The sequence below is a fragment of the Streptococcus sp. GMD6S genome (assembly GCF_000297015.1).
This window is the reverse complement of record NZ_AJRH01000017.1, coordinates 16573-34731: the sequence shown is the minus strand read 5'-3', so window position 1 is coordinate 34731 and position 18159 is coordinate 16573. Positions and strand designations below refer to the sequence as shown.

The 18159-nt window shown below is 43.0% G+C and carries 22 protein-coding genes; 20 read left to right on the top strand and 2 right to left on the bottom strand.

Annotation, left to right across the window (positions count from 1 at the left end; genetic code table 11):
- The 8 genes from GMD6S_RS04490 to dnaJ form a co-directional block, all read left to right on the top strand.
- A partial coding sequence (locus GMD6S_RS04490) for an SHIRT domain-containing protein (RefSeq protein ID WP_000316310.1) occupies positions 1-274 on the top strand: 274 nt, incomplete at its 5' end.
- 157 nt (positions 275-431) lie between these two features.
- Entirely contained in the window at positions 432-752 is a 321-nt protein-coding gene (locus GMD6S_RS04485) for a PadR family transcriptional regulator (protein ID WP_000423991.1), read from the top strand.
- Positions 752-1327, top strand: a complete 576-nt coding sequence (locus tag GMD6S_RS04480) for a DUF2812 domain-containing protein (protein WP_008283872.1) — start codon at positions 752-754, stop codon at positions 1325-1327. Before GMD6S_RS04485 ends, GMD6S_RS04480 begins: the two co-directional genes overlap by 1 nt.
- 34 nt (positions 1328-1361) lie before the next feature.
- Positions 1362-1895, top strand: coding sequence for a DUF2812 domain-containing protein (locus GMD6S_RS04475; protein ID WP_001086358.1), 534 nt, complete (start codon positions 1362-1364; stop codon positions 1893-1895).
- A gap of 139 nt (positions 1896-2034) precedes the next feature.
- On the top strand, positions 2035-3069 hold the full coding sequence (gene hrcA, locus GMD6S_RS04470; RefSeq protein WP_000255749.1) for a heat-inducible transcriptional repressor HrcA: 1035 nt from the start codon (positions 2035-2037) through the stop codon (positions 3067-3069).
- A 26-nt stretch (positions 3070-3095) separates the two neighbouring features.
- Positions 3096-3611, top strand: a complete 516-nt coding sequence (gene grpE, locus GMD6S_RS04465; protein ID WP_000046058.1) for a nucleotide exchange factor GrpE — start codon at positions 3096-3098, stop codon at positions 3609-3611.
- A 257-nt stretch (positions 3612-3868) separates the two neighbouring features.
- Positions 3869-5692 (top strand): molecular chaperone DnaK, encoded by a 1824-nt coding sequence (gene dnaK / locus GMD6S_RS04460; protein ID WP_000034683.1) that lies wholly within the window; start codon positions 3869-3871, stop codon positions 5690-5692.
- Between the two features lie 382 nt (positions 5693-6074).
- The gene (gene dnaJ / locus GMD6S_RS04455) at positions 6075-7211 is read left to right on the top strand and encodes a molecular chaperone DnaJ (RefSeq protein WP_001066315.1); all 1137 of its coding nucleotides are present in this window, start codon (positions 6075-6077) and stop codon (positions 7209-7211) included.
- Positions 7212-7237: 26 nt separating this feature from the next.
- On the opposite strand, the gene GMD6S_RS04450 is transcribed toward dnaJ, so the two are convergent.
- The gene (locus tag GMD6S_RS04450; RefSeq protein ID WP_000777738.1) at positions 7238-7525 is read right to left on the bottom strand and encodes a hypothetical protein; all 288 of its coding nucleotides are present in this window, start codon (positions 7523-7525) and stop codon (positions 7238-7240) included.
- Between the two features lie 9 nt (positions 7526-7534).
- A complete protein-coding gene (locus tag GMD6S_RS04445) occupies positions 7535-7945 on the bottom strand; it encodes an HIT family protein (protein ID WP_001278326.1) in 411 nt (136 codons plus the stop codon).
- Between the two features lie 67 nt (positions 7946-8012).
- Here GMD6S_RS04445 and GMD6S_RS04440 point away from each other — a divergent pair, with 67 nt between their 5' ends.
- From GMD6S_RS04440 to GMD6S_RS04385, 12 genes are all read left to right on the top strand, one after another.
- Positions 8013-8744 carry an ABC transporter ATP-binding protein gene (locus tag GMD6S_RS04440; RefSeq protein WP_000889930.1) on the top strand — a complete coding sequence of 244 codons (732 nt, stop codon included), beginning with the start codon at positions 8013-8015 and terminating at the stop codon, positions 8742-8744.
- Positions 8741-9790 carry an ABC transporter permease gene (locus GMD6S_RS04435; protein ID WP_000653784.1) on the top strand — a complete coding sequence of 350 codons (1050 nt, stop codon included), beginning with the start codon at positions 8741-8743 and terminating at the stop codon, positions 9788-9790. The genes GMD6S_RS04440 and GMD6S_RS04435 overlap by 4 nt, the downstream gene beginning before the upstream one ends.
- Positions 9791-9837: 47 nt before the next feature.
- Positions 9838-10632, top strand: a complete 795-nt coding sequence (ccrZ, locus tag GMD6S_RS04430) for a cell cycle regulator CcrZ (protein WP_000363019.1) — start codon at positions 9838-9840, stop codon at positions 10630-10632.
- Positions 10629-11264 (top strand): tRNA (guanosine(46)-N7)-methyltransferase TrmB, encoded by a 636-nt coding sequence (gene trmB, locus GMD6S_RS04425; protein WP_001266088.1) that lies wholly within the window; start codon positions 10629-10631, stop codon positions 11262-11264. The genes ccrZ and trmB overlap by 4 nt, the downstream gene beginning before the upstream one ends.
- 126 nt (positions 11265-11390) lie before the next feature.
- On the top strand, positions 11391-11870 hold the full coding sequence (gene rimP / locus GMD6S_RS04420; protein ID WP_008292997.1) for a ribosome maturation factor RimP: 480 nt from the start codon (positions 11391-11393) through the stop codon (positions 11868-11870).
- Positions 11871-11912: 42 nt separating this feature from the next.
- Positions 11913-13049: a transcription termination factor NusA gene (nusA, locus tag GMD6S_RS04415; RefSeq protein WP_000032277.1), complete on the top strand. Its 1137-nt coding sequence runs from the start codon at positions 11913-11915 to the stop codon at positions 13047-13049.
- Between the two features lie 21 nt (positions 13050-13070).
- Complete coding sequence (rnpM, locus tag GMD6S_RS04410; protein WP_000857560.1) at positions 13071-13364, top strand: RNase P modulator RnpM; 294 nt, start codon at positions 13071-13073, stop codon at positions 13362-13364.
- Positions 13357-13656, top strand: a complete 300-nt coding sequence (locus tag GMD6S_RS04405; RefSeq protein WP_001041399.1) for a YlxQ-related RNA-binding protein — start codon at positions 13357-13359, stop codon at positions 13654-13656. The genes rnpM and GMD6S_RS04405 overlap by 8 nt, the downstream gene beginning before the upstream one ends.
- Before the next feature lie 16 nt (positions 13657-13672).
- Positions 13673-16459: a translation initiation factor IF-2 gene (infB, locus tag GMD6S_RS04400; protein ID WP_000039167.1), complete on the top strand. Its 2787-nt coding sequence runs from the start codon at positions 13673-13675 to the stop codon at positions 16457-16459.
- Between the two features lie 165 nt (positions 16460-16624).
- Positions 16625-16975 carry a 30S ribosome-binding factor RbfA gene (gene rbfA, locus GMD6S_RS04395; protein ID WP_001273601.1) on the top strand — a complete coding sequence of 117 codons (351 nt, stop codon included), beginning with the start codon at positions 16625-16627 and terminating at the stop codon, positions 16973-16975.
- 150 nt (positions 16976-17125) lie between these two features.
- Positions 17126-17905 (top strand): hypothetical protein, encoded by a 780-nt coding sequence (locus GMD6S_RS04390; RefSeq protein WP_000113742.1) that lies wholly within the window; start codon positions 17126-17128, stop codon positions 17903-17905.
- Between the two features lies 1 nt (position 17906).
- Entirely contained in the window at positions 17907-18089 is a 183-nt protein-coding gene (locus GMD6S_RS04385) for a hypothetical protein (RefSeq protein ID WP_000522943.1), read from the top strand.
- Positions 18090-18159 lie beyond the last annotated feature (70 nt).

The window sequence follows — 18159 nt, the reverse complement described above, 5'->3', positions numbered from 1 at the left end:
AACAGAAGTGAAGACAGCAGAAGGCACATGGAGCTTCAAGTCTTATGACAAGACATCTGAAATCATCAATGGAGCAGACGCACACTTCGTAGGCACCTGGGAATTCACTCCGGCCCCAATTAAAGATTCTGGAAATACTAGTCAACCAGAAGAAAGAAGTAGTCAAAATCAGAACTTGTTACCAAACACGGGTTCAGCAGTATCTGGTCTTCTTTCAATCATCGGTCTTGCCTTTGCAAGTCTAGCAGCTTTTGTTCTTCGTAAGAAAGACTAAGCCACTCTTAGGAAATAAGAAATTGAATTCTTAATTCCTGAGTCTAAGAAGAGAGAACGAGAAATCGTTCTCTCTTTTTCTTGCATTTTATATCGAGCTGTGATATATTTTATATAACGAAGTGCGATATATCGAACTGAATAGGAGGTGCCTATAAATGGAATTAACAGATAAGGTTCGTCGGGTCTATCTTCCGATGACGGAAACGGGCTTTTATATTTTGTTCTGTCTGCAAAAGGAACGTCATGGTTATAGTATTACGCAAAAGGTCAAGGAGATGACAGATTCGCAAGTTTCGATTAGTCCTGGAACTATGTATGGAACCTTGTCAAAGATGGAAAAGGATGGCTTGATTTCTTTTGTCCGAGAGGAGGAAAAACGGAAAATCTATCAGATTACAGACTTGGGACGCAAAGTCTTAGATATTGAATTGAAACGTATTGAACGGCTCTATAGAAACAGTTTGGAGGAAGTATGATGGAAAAGAAAATTGTTTATCGAATTTTTACAATTGCGGATTATGAGAGGGAAGCTCTATACTTTAGAGAAATGCATGCTAAGGGCTGGAAGCTTAGGAAAGTAAGCTATTCTATCTTATTGTTTGTAGTTAAGTATACCTTTGAAAAGTGCCAACCGGAGCAGGTGTCTTATCAGTTGGACTTTTATCCCATGAAAAAATCAGAGAGAGCCTCCTATTTACAACTATTTAAAGACTGTGGCTGGGAGCATATTACAGACTTTAATAGTTTTTCCTATTTTAGAAAAGCGCATTCTGAAATTGAATCGGATACTGAGTTTGAAATCTATAATGACGCTACAGGGAAGTTAGCTATGATCAAACGGATTTTAAGACTGCGGATGCTTCCTATTTTGATTCTATTTTTAGCTCTACTACCGGTTTTCTCAAAGTTTGTCAGTGGAGCTAGTTCTTTCAGTTGGGGAATGTTTTTGATTGTCATAATAGATTGTGTTTTATTGATAGTTTTTGCGGTTCAGATTTCTTATATTTTTTGGAGCTTGTTTCAAAAGTGGAAAGAATTATCTGAAAAATAAAACCATGTATGTTTTCTGATTTGGAGGTAAGACAATGAATAGCAAAGTACAATTTAGGATTTTCACCATTGTTGATTTGGACAAGGAAGAAGAATTTTTACATGAGATGCACTTGAAAGGTTGGAGATATAGAACTAGTCGTTTTGGTTTTTTCTATTTTGACCACTGTCAACCGGACGATGTCATCTACCATATCTATGATTCTAGATTTCTTAAAAAGTATAAGCATGAACTACAAGATTTTAGAAATAGCGGTTGGGAATTGATAGAAACAGGTTTTTGTTCAATTCTTCGTAAACCAACTTCTGATATCCTTTCAGAGGAGAAAGTCTATATGAGTAAGGGTCTCAGATGGGAAGTTATGCGGTCTAGACTTCGTTCCTGTATAGCCACTTTTTCAGGTGGTCTTATTGTTTGCATGAGTTTGTATCGAGAAAACTTGTCTCAGTCTTTCTTTATTATTTTCGTTTTATATGCTTGTTTAATTTCTTATCTAATCTATGGTTTTTTCAGACTTAAAAGGAAATACCAAGTAGATGAGAAGTATGTTTCTAGGTCTGTAGACTGATTTTTAGCACTCTTTGTAAAAGAGTGCTAATTTTTTGAGTTTTTATCTTGACATTCTCTTCTAAGGGTGTATAATAGAATCATGAGTTAGCACTTGGGTACATAGAGTGCTAATCGATCAGACAGAGAGGAGTGATGAGATGGTTACAGAGCGTCAGCAGGATATTTTAAATCTGATTATTGACATCTTTACCAAAACGCACGAACCTGTCGGATCCAAGGCGCTACAAGAGTCTATCAATTCTAGTAGTGCTACCATTCGTAATGACATGGCGGCTCTAGAGAAGCAGGGTTTGCTTGAGAAGGCTCATACCTCAAGCGGTCGGATGCCAAGTGTCGCGGGATTTCAGTACTATGTAAAACACTCGCTTGCTTTTGACAGACTGGCTGAAAATGAGGTATACGAGATTGTCAAAGCCTTTGATCAGGAGTTCTTCAAACTGGAGGATATTCTGCAAGAGGCCGCCAATCTACTAACATACTTGAGTGGCTGTACGGTAGTAGCACTGGATGTTGAGCCGAGTAGACAGCGCCTGACGGCCTTCGATATTGTCGTTCTAGGACAACATACTGCTCTTGCAGTTTTCACCCTAGACGAGTCCCGAACGGTTACTAGTCAATTTCTGATTCCAAGGAACTTCTTGCAGGAAGATTTGCTGAAACTGAAAAGCATCATTCAGGAACGTTTTCTCGGTCACACTGTTCTGGACATTCATTACAAGATTCGGACGGAGATTCCGCAGATTATCCAACGTTACTTCACAACTACGGACAATGTTATGGATCTCTTTGAACACATTTTTAAAGAAATGTTCAACGAAAACATTGTAATGTCGGGCAAGGTCAATCTCTTGAATTTTGCCAATCTAGCAGCCTATCAGTTCTTTGACCAACCGCAAAAAGTGGCTCTGGAGATTCGTGAAGGTCTGCATGAAGATCAAATGCAAAATGTCCGTGTTGCAGACAGTCAGGAATCCTGTCTAGCTGATTTGGCGGTGATTAGCAGTAAGTTCCTCATTCCTTATCGAGGTTTTGGAATTCTAGCGATTATCGGTCCAGTCAATCTAGATTATCAGCAATTGGTCAACCAAGTCAATGTGGTCAATCGTGTTTTGACCATGAAGTTGACAGATTTTTATCGCTACCTCAGCAGTAATCATTACGAAGTAAATTAATTTTGAAATCATTAAAGGAGGCGAAAATGGCCCAAGATAAAAAAAACGAAGAAATGAAAGAAGAGGAAGTTGTGGAAACAACTGAAGAAACAACTCCTGAGAAGTCTGAGTTGGACTTGGCAAATGAACGCGCGGATGAGTTTGAAAATAAATACCTTCGCGCTCATGCAGAAATGCAAAATATTCAACGCCGTGCCAATGAAGAACGTCAAAACTTGCAACGTTATCGTAGCCAAGATCTGGCAAAAGCAATTTTACCGTCGCTTGACAACTTAGAACGTGCACTAGCAGTTGAAGGTTTGACAGACGACGTCAAAAAAGGATTGGGGATGGTGCAAGAGAGCTTGATTCACGCTTTGAAAGAAGAAGGAATCGAAGAAATTGCAGCTGAAGGCGAATTTGACCATAACTATCACATGGCCATCCAAACTCTCCCAGCAGACGATGAACACCCAGCAGACACCATCGCCCAGGTCTTCCAAAAAGGCTACAAACTCCATGACCGCATCCTACGCCCAGCCATGGTAGTAGTTTATAACTAGGCTAGAGAACTTAAAAACCTGTCCGAAACGACAATAAACTATGAAGAAAGATAAAAAGCAAGCCGGAGGCTTGCAAGGAAGATATTGCCCGCCGTGGTGAAAGTTTCAGTAGCTTTTGCTACTGAAACAGGGGATTTTTGAGACAATAGGCTCAAAAATAAGTGATGAAATCCCGAAGGGAGTTGCTCACGTCCCCACCACTTAAGGGGAATATCAAAAAAATCAAAATTCGAATTAAAATTTAAGGAGAAAAACACATGTCTAAAATTATCGGTATTGACTTAGGTACAACAAACTCAGCAGTTGCAGTTCTTGAAGGAACTGAAAGCAAAATCATCGCAAACCCAGAAGGAAACCGTACAACTCCATCTGTAGTATCATTCAAAAATGGAGAAATCATTGTTGGTGATGCTGCAAAACGTCAAGCAGTCACAAACCCAGATACAGTTATCTCTATCAAATCTAAGATGGGAACTTCTGAAAAAGTTTCTGCAAATGGAAAAGAATACACTCCACAAGAAATCTCAGCTATGATTCTTCAATACTTGAAAGGTTACGCTGAAGAGTACCTTGGTGAAAAAGTAACCAAAGCAGTTATCACAGTTCCAGCTTACTTCAACGATGCTCAACGTCAAGCAACTAAAGACGCTGGTAAAATCGCTGGTCTTGAAGTAGAACGTATCGTCAACGAACCAACTGCAGCAGCTCTTGCTTACGGTTTGGACAAGACTGACAAAGAAGAAAAAATCTTGGTATTCGACCTTGGTGGTGGTACATTTGACGTATCTATCCTTGAATTGGGTGACGGTGTCTTCGATGTATTGTCAACTGCAGGGGACAACAAACTCGGTGGTGACGACTTTGACCAAAAAATTATCGATCACTTAGTAGCAGAATTCAAGAAAGAAAACGGTATTGACTTGTCTACTGACAAGATGGCAATGCAACGTTTGAAAGATGCGGCTGAAAAAGCTAAGAAAGACCTTTCTGGTGTAACTTCAACACAAATCAGCTTGCCATTCATCACTGCAGGTGAGGCTGGACCTCTTCACTTGGAAATGACTTTGACTCGTGCGAAATTTGATGATTTGACTCGTGACCTTGTAGAACGTACAAAAGTTCCAGTTCGTCAAGCCCTTTCAGATGCAGGTTTGAGCTTGTCAGAAATCGACGAAGTTATCCTTGTTGGTGGTTCAACTCGTATCCCAGCCGTTGTAGAAGCTGTGAAAGCTGAAACTGGTAAAGAACCAAACAAATCAGTAAACCCTGATGAAGTGGTTGCTATGGGTGCTGCCATCCAAGGTGGTGTGATCACTGGTGATGTTAAAGACGTTGTCCTTCTTGATGTGACACCATTGTCACTTGGTATCGAAACAATGGGTGGCGTCTTCACAAAACTTATCGATCGCAACACTACTATCCCAACATCTAAATCACAAGTCTTCTCAACTGCAGCAGACAACCAACCAGCCGTTGATATCCACGTTCTTCAAGGTGAACGCCCAATGGCAGCTGATAACAAGACTCTTGGACGCTTCCAATTGACTGATATCCCAGCTGCACCTCGTGGAATTCCTCAAATCGAAGTAACATTTGATATCGACAAGAACGGTATCGTGTCTGTTAAGGCTAAAGATCTTGGAACTCAAAAAGAACAAACTATTGTGATCCAATCTAACTCAGGTTTGACAGACGAAGAAATCGACCGCATGATGAAAGATGCTGAAGCTAACGCTGAAGCAGATAAGAAACGTAAAGAAGAAGTAGACCTTCGTAACGAAGTAGACCAAGCTATCTTTGCGACTGAAAAGACAATCAAGGAAACTGAAGGCAAAGGCTTCGACGCAGAACGTGATGCTGCCCAAGCTGCCCTTGATGACCTTAAAAAAGCTCAAGAAGACAATAACTTGGACGAAATGAAAGCGAAACTTGAAGCATTGAACGAAAAAGCTCAAGGACTTGCTGTTAAACTCTACGAACAAGCCGCTGCAGCCCAACAAGCTCAAGCAGGAGCAGAAGGCGCACAAGCAACAGGAAACGCAGGAGATGACGTCGTAGACGGAGAGTTTACGGAGAAATAAAATAGTCCAGTGGACTATTTTATCCCGAGCTTTAAAATCAGAAGAGCGAGGGCGTTAAGAATGAGGAATCATTAAAATGATTGTCATTCTACGGCAATCGCTATGGCGACTTGCTAAAAGCCTTACTCGTTCAAAAAAAGTATAATCGACTTTGCTTTTGAATGTCGTAATGATAGGAAGAAATCCAGAGGTTGCAACCCAGCCTCTGTTTTTCGGTAAAAAGGGATGGAACCTGATTTGTTTGGGTTTTGTCTCATCAATATAAAAGAAAGGAATTGAACCCGACCTAAATTCTCGGAAAAAAGAGAAATCTGTCTAGGAGCATCGCTCCAGCGTCAGATTTCCTATTTTTCAGTCGAATTTTACGGTCTTGGTATCTTGTATGAACAATACTGAATTTTATGATCGTCTGGGGGTGTCGAAAAACGCTTCGGCAGACGAGATCAAAAAGGCTTATCGTAAGCTTTCGAAAAAATATCACCCAGATATCAACAAGGAGCCTGGCGCTGAGGAAAAATACAAGGAAGTTCAAGAAGCCTATGAGACTTTGAGTGACGACCAAAAACGTGCAGCCTACGACCAGTATGGTGCTGCGGGTGCCAACGGTGGCTTTGGTGGTGCTGGTGGTTTTGGTGGCTTTGACGGAGCAGGTGGCTTCGGTGGTTTTGAAGATATCTTCTCAAGTTTTTTCGGAGGAGGAGGAGCTTCACGCAATCCAAACGCTCCTCGTCAAGGGGATGACCTCCAGTATCGTGTGAACTTAACCTTTGAAGAAGCTATCTTCGGAACGGAAAAAGAAGTTAAATACAATCGTGAAGCCAGCTGTCGTACATGTAATGGCTCTGGTGCTAAGCCAGGGACAAGTCCAGTCACTTGTGGACGCTGTCATGGTGCTGGTGTCATTAACGTCGATACGCAGACTCCTCTTGGTATGATGCGTCGCCAAGTAACCTGTGATGTCTGTCATGGTCGCGGAAAAGAAATCAAAGATCCATGTACAACTTGTCACGGAACAGGGCATGAAAAACAAGCTCATAGCGTACATGTAAAAATCCCTGCTGGTGTGGAAACAGGCCAACAAATCCGCCTCGCTGGTCAAGGTGAAGCAGGCTTTAACGGTGGACCTTACGGGGACTTGTACGTGGTGGTTTCTGTTGAAGCCAGTGATAAATTTGAACGTGAAGGAACAACTATTTTCTACAAGTTAAATCTCAATATTGTCCAAGCAACTCTTGGAGATACTGTGGAAATTCCAACTGTTCATGGAGATGTTGAATTGGTTATCCCAGAAGGAACTCAGACTGGCAAGAAATTCCGTCTACGTGGCAAGGGAGCACCGAGCCTTCGTGGCGGTGCCGTTGGTGACCAATACGTTACTGTCAATGTCGTGACTCCGACAGGTTTGAACGACCGCCAAAAAGCTGCGCTTAAAGAATTCGCAGCTGCAGGTGACTTGAAAGTCAATCCAAAGAAAAAAGGCTTCTTTGACCATATAAAAGATGCCTTTGAAGGAGAATAAAGTAAAAAGAGCCATCGGGCTCTTTTTTACTTATCCTCAAGCTCCTGTGTTTCTTTTATCACAGCTAGTCTAGTCTGGAAATCTTTTTCCAAGACTTTGAACTTGTAGGTCAAATCTTTTTGGTATTCCTTGATAAGGGCTTTTTGTTGGTCGATGATTTGTAGGCTGTTTTGGATGATATCCAAATCATCCTTGATAGCTTCGACGCGGTCAGTTGTATCTAGCACTTCATCCTGAATGGCTTGGCGATTTTTCACGACAAAATAACTTCCAGCTGCAGCACCTGCAAATAGCAATAGATTGGATAGTTTCATGGCATCTCCTTAGGCATTTCTAATAGTTTCAGCGACTTGGGCAAGTTTGTCAAAGTCAGGTTCGTGGGCGATAAAGTCAATCTTAAGATCATCTTCTGCACCGTAGCGAGGTACAAGGTGCACGTGAGTATGAAAGACCGTTTGACCAGCAATTTCCTCGCAGTTGGCAATGATATTCATGCCGACAGCCTTGGTAGCCTGCATGACTTTTTGAGCCACTGTTGGCACTTGGGCAAAGAGTTGGCTGGCGCTGGTAGCGTCCATCTCCAAAAGATTGCGGTAGTGCTCTTTTGGTACGACCAAGGTGTGTCCAGGTGTTACTTGAGAGATATCAAGAAAGGCAAGAACCTGCTCATCCTCGTATACTTTTGAAGCAGGAATCTCCCCTGCGATGATCTTACAAAAAATGCAATCTGACATAAAATCCACCTCTACTGTATTGAATTTTGATATAATATAGCTACATTATACCAGATTCGGAGAAAATATGTTAGAAATTAAAAACCTGACAGGTGGCTATGTTCACGTCCCTGTCTTGAAAGATGTGTCCTTTACCGTTGAAAGTGGGCAGCTGGTCGGTTTGATTGGTCTCAATGGTGCTGGGAAATCAACGACTATCAATGAGATTATCGGTCTGTTGACACCTTACAGTGGGGAAATCAAGATTAACGGTTTCACCCTGCGAGAAGATGCGACCAGCTATCGCAAGCAGATTGGCTATATCCCTGAGACCCCTAGCTTGTATGAGGAATTGACTCTCAGAGAGCATATCAAGACGGTTGCCATGGCCTATGGTATTGAGCAAAAAGTGGCTTTTGATCGTGTGGAACCTTTGTTAAAAATGTTCCGTCTGGATAAAAAATTGGACTGGTTTCCAGTGCATTTCTCCAAAGGGATGAAGCAGAAGGTCATGATTATCTGTGCCTTTGTGGTAGATCCTAGCCTCTTTATCGTGGATGAGCCTTTCCTTGGGCTCGATCCGCTGGCTATTTCTGACTTGATTCAGCTTTTGGAAGTAGAAAAGCAAAAAGGCAAGTCTATCCTCATGAGTACCCACGTGCTGGACTCGGCGGAGAAGATGTGTGACGCCTTTGTTATTCTCCACAAGGGGGAGGTGAGGGCTCAGGGGAACCTCCAGCAACTGCGCGAAGCCTTTGGCATGCCTGAAGCGAGTTTGAATGATATTTACTTGGCTCTGACCAAAGAGGAGGACCGATGAAAGACTTGTTTTTAAAGAGAAAGCAGGCTTTTCGTAAGGAGTGCGTCGGTTATCTGCGCTATGTTCTCAATGACCATTTTGTCTTATTCCTGCTTGTTCTCATCGGTTTTCTAGCCTACCAGTACAGTCAACTCTTGCAAGATTTTCCTGAAAATCATTGGCCTATCCTCTTGTTTTTGGGAATTGTATCTGCTTTGCTTTTGGCTTGGGGAGGAATCGCGACCTACATGGAAGGACCGGATAAACTCTTTCTCTTAGTCAGTGAAGAGGAGGTAAAGTCCTACCTCAAAGGACAGACGGTGAGTTCACTGGTTTTCTGGACAATTGTTCAAACCCTCTTTTTACTCTTGTTTGCACCCTTGTTTTTAGCCATGGGCTATGGCTTGCCAGTCTTTCTCGTCTATGTGCTTTTATTAGGAGCTGGGAAATACCTCCTTTTTCGCCAAAAAGCCAGCAAATTTTTCACTGAAACTGGGCTGGATTGGGATTATGTCATTGCCCAAGAAAGCAAGCGCAAGCAAGTTTTGCTTCGTTTCTTTGCTCTCTTTACTCAGGTCAAGGGCGTTTCAAATAGTGTCAAACGTCGCGCTTATCTGGATTTCATCCTTAAAGCAGTTCAGAAAGTGCCGAGCAAGATTTGGCAAAACCTCTATCTCCGTTCTTACTTGCGAAATGGAGACCTCTTTGCCCTCAGTTTGCGTCTTTTGCTCCTATCCTTGTTAGCTTTGCTCTTTATCGAGCAATCTTGGATTGCGACAGCAGTGGTGGTTCTATTTAACTACCTCTTGCTCTTTCAGTTACTGGCCCTCTATCATGCCTTTGACTACCAATACTTGACCCAGCTCTTTCCACTAGAAAAAGGGGAGAAGGAGAAAGGGTTGAAACAGATTGTAGTCGGTGTGGGAAGTGCAGTTCTTTTGTTAGAATTACTGGTCGGAGCAGTGGTTTTTCAAGAGAAAATAGCCTTGTTGGCTCTTGTAGGGGCTAGTCTCTTCCTACAATTGTTTTATTTGCCTTACCAACTAAAAAGATTGGTTGACGAATAGACCAAAAACTAGTAGAATAGTAAGGAAACTTTATACGGAGGAAAGAAATGGACTTGGGTGATAATGAGCTAACGCTGACCCCTATCCCTGGGAAGAGCGGCAAAGCTTATATGGGAAGCTACCCTGATGGGAAGCGCGTCTTTGTAAAAATGAACACCTCTCCAATCCTACCTGGCCTAGCCAGAGAACAAATCGCTCCTCAATTACTATGGACTCGTCGTTTGCCAGATGGCCGTGATATGTGTGCTCAGGAATGGCTGACGGGCAAAATCTTGACCCCTTACGATATGAATCGCAAGCAGATTATCAATATCTTGAACCGCCTTCACCGCTCGCGTCCTTTGATGAAGCAGTTGAGCCGTTTGGGATATACCATGGAAACACCAGTTGATTTGCTACGTTCTTGGCAGCAAGGAGTTCCAGAAATCTTGAAGCAGAACCACTATTTGAACAGTGTGATTGCTGAGCTAGGTAAGACGGTTCCAGGTTTTAGGGAAGATCATGCAACGATTGTGCACGGGGATCTTCGTCATAGTAATTGGATTGAGACAGAGAGTGGACTCGTTTATCTAGTGGATTGGGATTCGGTTCGTCTGACGGATCGTATGTTTGATGTGGCGCATTTGCTATGCCACTACATTCCAGATCATCAGTGGCGCCAATGGTTGAGAGACTACGGCTATAAGTACAATCAGACAGTGTTAGATAAATTGTATTGGTATGGTCAGTATTCTTACTTGAACCAGATTGCCAAATACTGTGAAAATCAAGATTTAGACAATGTAAACCGGGAGATTTATGCCTTGCGCGTCTTCCGTGACAAGTATGGAAAGAAGAGATGAGAGTTAGAAATCGTAAAGGGGCGACAGAATTACTAGAGGCCAATCCTCAGTATGTGGTCCTCAATCCCTTGGAAGCTAAAGGGAAATGGCGAGACTTGTTTGGAAATGATCATCCTATTCATGTAGAGGTTGGAAGTGGGAAAGGGGCCTTCGTATCAGGAATGGCCAAGCAAAATCCTGACATCAACTACATCGGGATTGATATCCAAAAGTCGGTATTGAGTTATGCCTTGGACAAGGTTCTTGAAGTTGGAGTGCCCAACATCAAGTTGCTGTGGGTAGATGGTTCAGATTTGACGGACTACTTTGAAGACGGTGAGATTGATCGTCTCTACCTAAACTTTTCAGATCCCTGGCCTAAAAAACGCCATGAAAAACGTCGTTTGACTTACAAGAGTTTCTTGGACACCTTCAAGCGCATCTTGCCTGAGAATGGGGAAATCCATTTCAAGACGGATAACCGTGGCTTGTTTGAGTACAGCTTGGTGAGTTTTTCTCAGTATGGGATGAAACTCAATGGTGTTTGGCTAGACTTGCATGCCAGTGATTTTGAAGGCAATGTCATGACGGAATATGAGCAAAAATTCTCCAGCAAAGGTCAAGTGATCTATCGAGTTGAAGCAGAATTTTAAGAAATCGCTTGAAAACCAGCTGTTTGAGTGCTTATGCTTTACATAAATTGACAAACGTGCTATACTGATAGTAAGAATATGAGAAAGAGAGGCGGAGAAGTATCTTCGCCTCTTGCTTATGAGGAGGTGGACGCAATCGCAACAATCGTAGAATTAGTCAGAGAAGTTGTAGAACCTGTCATTCAAGCACCTTTCGAGCTCGTGGATATCGAGTATGGAAAGATTGGCAGTGACATGATTCTCAGTATTTTTGTAGATAAACCCGAAGGAATTACCTTGAACGAAACGGCAGACCTGACAGAAATGATCAGTCCTGTCCTAGATACCATCAAGCCTGATCCCTTCCCAGAACAATATTTCCTAGAAATCACCAGTCCAGGCTTGGAACGTCCTTTGAAAACCAAGGATGCTGTCGCTGGAGCGGTTGGGAAATACATCCATGTTGGGCTCTACCAAGCCATTGATAAGCAAAAAGTCTTTGAAGGCACTTTGGTATCCTTTGAAGAGGACGAGTTGACCATGGAGTATATGGACAAAACACGTAAGAAAACTGTCCAAATTCCATACAGTTTAGTATCAAAAGCACGTTTAGCAGTAAAACTATAGAAAAGAAAGGATAGCTTTTGAGGATTCAAAAGTAAAAAGAACATGAGTAAAGAAATGCTAGAGGCCTTCCGCATTTTGGAAGAAGACAAGGGAATCAAAAAAGAAGACATCATCGACGCAGTAGTAGAGTCGCTTCGTTCCGCTTATCGCAGACGTTATGGTCAGTCTGATAGCGTAGCTATCGACTTCAATGAAAAGACAGGCGACTTTACAGTTTATACTGTCCGTGAAGTTGTTGATGAAGTATTTGATAGCCGTTTGGAGATCAGCTTGAAAGATGCTCTTGCCATTAATTCAGCCTATGAACTTGGTGACAAAATCAAGTTTGAAGAAGCACCAGCTGAGTTTGGTCGTGTAGCAGCCCAATCTGCTAAACAAACCATCATGGAAAAAATGCGCAAGCAAACACGTGCCATCACTTACAATACTTACAAGGAACATGAACAAGAAATCATGTCTGGTACGGTAGAACGATTTGACAACCGCTTTATTTACGTCAACCTTGGCAGCATCGAAGCCCAATTGTCAAAACAAGACCAAATCCCTGGAGAAGTTTTTGCTTCCCACGACCGTATCGAAGTCTACGTTTATAAGGTTGAAGACAACCCTCGTGGTGTCAACGTCTTTGTCAGTCGTAGCCATCCAGAAATGATCAAACGCTTGATGGAGCAAGAAATTCCAGAAGTTTACGATGGAACTGTGGAAATCATGAGCGTGGCCCGTGAAGCAGGTGACCGTACAAAGGTTGCCGTTCGTAGCCACAATCCAAACGTGGACGCTATCGGGACAATCGTTGGACGTGGTGGTGCCAATATCAAGAAAATCACCAGCAAATTCCACCCAGCTCGCTACGACGCCAAGAGCGACCGCATGATTCCTGTCGAAGAAAACATCGACGTTATCGAGTGGGTAGCAGATCCAGCTGAGTTTATCTACAATGCTATCGCACCTGCAGAGGTTGACCAAGTTATCTTTGATGAAAATGACAGCAAACGTGCCTTGGTCGTTGTACCTGATAACAAGCTTTCTCTTGCTATCGGTCGTCGTGGACAAAACGTTCGCTTGGCGGCTCACTTGACGGGTTACCGTATCGATATCAAGTCTGCCAGCGAATTTGAAGCTATGGAAGAAGCAGGTCAAGTTGATTACGCAGCTGCGGATGAATTGATCGAAGAATAAAAGCTGCTAGAGGAGGGAAAGATGAAAACAAGAAAAATCCCTTTGCGCAAGTCTGTTGTATCCAATGAAGTGATTGATAAGCGTGATTTGCTCCGCATTGTCAAGAACAAAGAAGGACAGGTCTTTATCGATCCGACAGGCAAGGCCAATGGCCGTGGCGCTTATATCAAGCTAGACAATGCAGAAGCCCTAGAGGCAAAAAAGAAGAAAGTCTTTAACCGCAGCTTTAACATGGAAGTGGAAGAAAGCTTTTATGACGAGTTGATCGCCTATGTTGATCACAAAGTGAAAAGAAGAGAGTTAGGACTTGAATAAGCAAAAGATAAGTAATCTCTTGGGACTTGCTCAACGAGCAGGCCGGATCATATCAGGTGAGGAATTGGTGGTCAAGGCCATCCAAGATCAGAAAGCCAAGCTAGTCTTTCTAGCACAGGATGCTGGTCCCAATCTGACCAAGAAGATTCAAGATAAAAGTGACTATTATCAAGTAGAAGTTATAACCGTGTTTTCAACACTGGAATTAAGCATAGCAGTCGGAAAATCGCGAAAGGTTTTGGCTGTGACAGATGCTGGATTTACAAAGAAAATGAGGTCTCTTATGGAATAGAAGAGGAGGACATGATTTGTCTAAGAAAAGATTGTACGAAATCGCAAAAGAACTTGGAAAAGAAAGTAAAGAAGTTGTAGCGCGTGCAAAAGAGTTGGGCTTGGATGTGAAAAGCCACTCATCGAGCGTGGAAGCTGCTGCTGCTGAGCAAATCGCAGCTAGCTTTAAACCTGCACCTGCTCCTAAGGCAGAAGCAAAACCTGCAGCACCAAAAGCAAGTGTAGAAAAGAAAGCTGAAAAGCCTGCATCATCTAAACCAGCTGCCGCAAAGGAAGAAAGCAAATCAGCTACACCTGCAGCTCCTAAGGAAGAAAAAGTAGTGGCCGCAAGACCACAGAGTCGAAACTTCAAGGCGGAGCGTGAGGCGCGTGCCAAAGAGCAGGCAGAGCGACGCAAACAAAACAAGGGCAACAACCGTGACCAACAACAAAACGGCAACCGTCAGAAAAATGACGGCCGTAATGGTGGTAAACCTGCTCAAGGGAACCGCGACAATCGCCGATTCAACGACCAAGGGAAAAAACCACAAGGTCAAGGGAATCGTGGCAATGATCGCCGTCAGCAACAAGACTTCCAGCCAAAACAAGCTGGACCACGTGTTGACTTTAAAGCCCGTGCAGCAGCCCTAAAAGCAGAGCAAAATGCAGAGTACGCACGCTCAAGCGAGGAGCGCTTCAAACAATCGCAAGCTGCCAAAGAAGCCTTGGCTCAAGCTAACAAACGCAAGGAGCCAGAGGAAATCTTTGAAGAAGCTGCTAAGCTAGCTGAACAAACGCAGCCAGCAGTAACAGTAGCTCCTGTAGCGAAAGAAGCGCCAGTGGATACACGTCGTAAAAAACAAGCTCGACCAGACAAAGAACGTGATGATTATGATCACGAAGAAGATGGTCCTAGAAAACAACAAAAGAATCGAAGTAGTCAGAATCAAGTGAGAAATCAAAGAAATAGTAACTGGAATAACAACAAGAAAAATAAAAAAGGGAACAAGCAAAACAACCGTAACCAGACTCCAAAACCTGTTACAGAGCGTAAGTTCCACGAATTGCCAACAGAATTTGAGTATACAGATGGTATGACTGTTGCGGAAATCGCAAAACGTATCAAACGTGAACCAGCAGAAATCGTTAAGAAACTCTTTATGATGGGTGTGATGGCCACACAAAACCAATCCTTGGATGGAGAAACCATCGAACTCCTCATGGTGGATTATGGTATCGAAGCCAAACAAAAGGTTGAAGTGGATAATGCTGACATCGAACGTTTCTTTGTCGAAGATGGCTATCTCAATGAAGATGAATTGGTTGAGCGTCCACCAGTTGTAACCATCATGGGACACGTTGACCATGGTAAAACAACCCTCTTGGATACCCTTCGTAACTCTCGTGTTGCGACAGGTGAAGCAGGTGGTATCACGCAGCATATCGGTGCCTACCAAATCGTGGAAAATGGCAAGAAGATTACCTTCCTTGATACACCAGGACACGCGGCCTTTACCTCTATGCGTGCGCGTGGTGCATCTGTTACAGATATTACCATCTTGGTTGTAGCGGCCGACGACGGGGTTATGCCTCAGACTATCGAAGCCATCAACCACTCAAAAGCGGCAAACGTTCCAATTATCGTGGCTATCAACAAGATTGATAAACCAGGTGCCAACCCAGAACGCGTTATCGGTGAATTGGCTGAGCATGGGGTTATGTCAACAGCTTGGGGTGGTGATTCTGAATTTGTTGAAATCTCAGCCAAATTCAACCAAAATATCGATGAACTCTTGGAAACAGTCCTTCTTGTGGCTGAAATCCAAGAACTCAAGGCAGACCCAACAGTTCGTGCGATCGGTACGGTTATCGAAGCGCGCTTGGATAAAGGAAAAGGTGCGGTCGCAACCCTTCTTGTCCAACAAGGTACCTTGAATGTCCAAGACCCAATTGTTGTCGGAAATACCTTCGGTCGTGTCCGTGCTATGACAAATGACCTTGGTCGTCGTGTCAAGGTTGCTGGACCATCAACGCCGGTTTCTATCACAGGTCTAAACGAAGCGCCAATGGCGGGTGACCACTTTGCCGTTTACGAAGATGAAAAATCTGCGCGTGCGGCCGGTGAAGAACGTGCAAAACGTGCCCTCATGAAACAACGCCAAGCTACCCAACGTGTCAGCCTTGAAAACCTCTTTGATACGCTTAAAGCTGGTGAGCTTAAGTCAGTTAATGTTATCATCAAGGCCGACGTACAAGGTTCTGTTGAAGCCCTTTCTGCCTCACTTCAAAAGATCGATGTGGAAGGTGTGAAAGTTACTATTGTTCACTCGGCAGTCGGTGCTATCAACGAATCTGACGTGACTCTTGCGGAAGCTTCCAATGCCTTTATCGTTGGTTTCAACGTACGCCCTACACCACAAGCGCGTCAACAAGCGGAAGCTGACGATGTAGAAATCCGTCTCCACAGCATTATCTATAAGGTTATCGAAGAGATGGAAGAAGCCATGAAAGGGATGCTTGACCCAGAATTCGAAGAAAAAGTTATCGGTGAAGCAGTTATCCGTGAAACCTTTAAGGTATCTAAAGTCGGAACTATCGGTGGATTCATGGTTATCAACGGTAAGGTTACCCGTGACTCGAAAGTTCGTGTTATCCGTGATGGTGTCGTTATCTATGATGGCGAACTCGCCAGCTTGAAACACTACAAAGACGACGTCAAAGAAGTTACAAACGGTCGTGAAGGTGGTCTCATGATTGATGGCTACAATGATATCAAGACTGATGATGTGATTGAGGCCTACGTCATGGAAGAAATTAAACGATAATAGAGAAACGATAGCCAATTTGACTCGTCGTCAACAGCGCCTTGATGAACTTTAGTTCTATCAAAGGCTTGTTTCCTAGATTCAAATGGCTCTAGTTCTTCTATCTATTAGAAATAGCTAGGTCTGCTGGCCTAGCTTTTGGTTCAAAGTAGAGAAAGGAATATCATGGCAAATCATTTCCGTACGGATCGTGTGGGCATGGAAATCAAGCGTGAAGTCAATGAGATTTTGCAAAAGAAGGTCCGTGATCCGCGTGTCCAAGGTGTGACCATTACAGATGTTCAGATGCTAGGTGACTTGTCTGTTGCCAAGGTTTACTACACCATTTTGAGTAACCTTGCTTCGGATAATCAAAAAGCTCAAATCGGGCTTGAAAAAGCAACTGGTACCATCAAACGTGAACTTGGTCGCAATTTGAAATTGTACAAAATCCCAGATTTGACCTTCGTCAAAGACGAATCCATCGAATATGGAAACAAGATTGACGAGATGTTACGCAATCTGGATAAGAACTAAGAAAGAGGGGCAACCCTCTTTTTTGTTGCCACAGTATGATCATTACTATTTGACGATATATCTATCTGATAAAAATCGGTTTAAAAAATTTGTAAATTTCACATAGTATGATATGATAAAGTCTGATATGAATGAAAAACGGAGAGACATATGGCTAGACAAGATATAGCTATGCAAGTACTGCAACAAGTGGTGAAACTACCCGTAGTCAAAGTTGATCGAGAGAAATTTTTGGTGGAAAAGTTTTCCAAGGAATTAGATCGCAAGGACATTGCTACCTTATTAGAACAAGGACCGACTTCTTTGTTGCCTCAAGAAAGCTTGGATCGCGTGGCCAAGGCCTGTATTAAGGATAATGTCCTGTTAGCCAGTGGAACTTCGGTTTTGGCTGGTCTACCTGGAGGTATTATCATGGCGATCACTATCCCGACAGACGTAGCCCAGTTTTATGCATTCTCATTAAAACTAGCTCAGGAGCTAGGGTATATTTACGGATTTGATGATCTCTGGGCATCGCGCAATGAGTTAAGTGAAGATGCTAAAAACACTCTCTTGCTGTATCTCGGTGTGATGCTGGGAGTAAATGGCGCAGGTGCTCTGCTTCGATCAGGCGGTGTGACAGTAGCCAAGCAAGTCATAAAAGTAGTGAACAAGAAAGCCTTGACAAAGACGCTCTGGTATCCTATTTTAGAAAAAGTTTTGAAGATTTTTGGAGTCAATCTGACAAAAGGAGGCCTAGCCAAAGGGATGGGGAAAGTGATCCCTATCCTAGGTGGAGTCATTTCTGGGGGCTTAACCTTTGCGACCATGAAACCGATGGGAGAAAGATTGCAAAAGGAATTGTCCAAGCTAGTCAACTACAATGAAGTACAATATCAAAGAGACGTTGATATTATCCGAAAAGAGGTCGAAATCATCGAAGGAGAGTAATATGGGACTTATAAAAACTCTAGCTAAAACTTATGGGAATTACTTTTTTGTGATGCAAAGCATCAAAGTCCTGAAGAACATGAAAAAAGACGACAATGCTCTAGTAGGTTTCGGGAAAGTACTGCTTGCTGACAAGCTGATGGATGTAGCCCAGTGGCTCGCAAAACCAGATGATAAGGAATAACTTGAAATGAAAGAAACTAGCAGGAACTCCGCTACTAGTTTTTTAATCTCTTTCCATATGGTATAATATA

Coding starts and splice junctions, on each gene's coding strand:
- trmB (WP_001266088.1), top strand. CDS start 10,629: ATGAGAGTTAGAAATCGTAAAGGGGCGACAGAATTACTAGAGGCCAAT.
- GMD6S_RS04440 (WP_000889930.1), top strand. CDS start 8,013: ATGTTAGAAATTAAAAACCTGACAGGTGGCTATGTTCACGTCCCTGTC.
- GMD6S_RS04485 (WP_000423991.1), top strand. CDS start 432: ATGGAATTAACAGATAAGGTTCGTCGGGTCTATCTTCCGATGACGGAA.
- dnaK (WP_000034683.1), top strand. CDS start 3,869: ATGTCTAAAATTATCGGTATTGACTTAGGTACAACAAACTCAGCAGTT.
- GMD6S_RS04450 (WP_000777738.1), bottom strand. CDS start 7,525: ATGAAACTATCCAATCTATTGCTATTTGCAGGTGCTGCAGCTGGAAGT.
- grpE (WP_000046058.1), top strand. CDS start 3,096: ATGGCCCAAGATAAAAAAAACGAAGAAATGAAAGAAGAGGAAGTTGTG.
- GMD6S_RS04390 (WP_000113742.1), top strand. CDS start 17,126: ATGGCTAGACAAGATATAGCTATGCAAGTACTGCAACAAGTGGTGAAA.
- ccrZ (WP_000363019.1), top strand. CDS start 9,838: ATGGACTTGGGTGATAATGAGCTAACGCTGACCCCTATCCCTGGGAAG.
- hrcA (WP_000255749.1), top strand. CDS start 2,035: ATGGTTACAGAGCGTCAGCAGGATATTTTAAATCTGATTATTGACATC.
- dnaJ (WP_001066315.1), top strand. CDS start 6,075: ATGAACAATACTGAATTTTATGATCGTCTGGGGGTGTCGAAAAACGCT.
- GMD6S_RS04480 (WP_008283872.1), top strand. CDS start 752: ATGGAAAAGAAAATTGTTTATCGAATTTTTACAATTGCGGATTATGAG.
- GMD6S_RS04435 (WP_000653784.1), top strand. CDS start 8,741: ATGAAAGACTTGTTTTTAAAGAGAAAGCAGGCTTTTCGTAAGGAGTGC.
- rbfA (WP_001273601.1), top strand. CDS start 16,625: ATGGCAAATCATTTCCGTACGGATCGTGTGGGCATGGAAATCAAGCGT.
- GMD6S_RS04385 (WP_000522943.1), top strand. CDS start 17,907: ATGGGACTTATAAAAACTCTAGCTAAAACTTATGGGAATTACTTTTTT.
- GMD6S_RS04475 (WP_001086358.1), top strand. CDS start 1,362: ATGAATAGCAAAGTACAATTTAGGATTTTCACCATTGTTGATTTGGAC.
- rnpM (WP_000857560.1), top strand. CDS start 13,071: ATGAAAACAAGAAAAATCCCTTTGCGCAAGTCTGTTGTATCCAATGAA.
- nusA (WP_000032277.1), top strand. CDS start 11,913: ATGAGTAAAGAAATGCTAGAGGCCTTCCGCATTTTGGAAGAAGACAAG.
- GMD6S_RS04445 (WP_001278326.1), bottom strand. CDS start 7,945: ATGTCAGATTGCATTTTTTGTAAGATCATCGCAGGGGAGATTCCTGCT.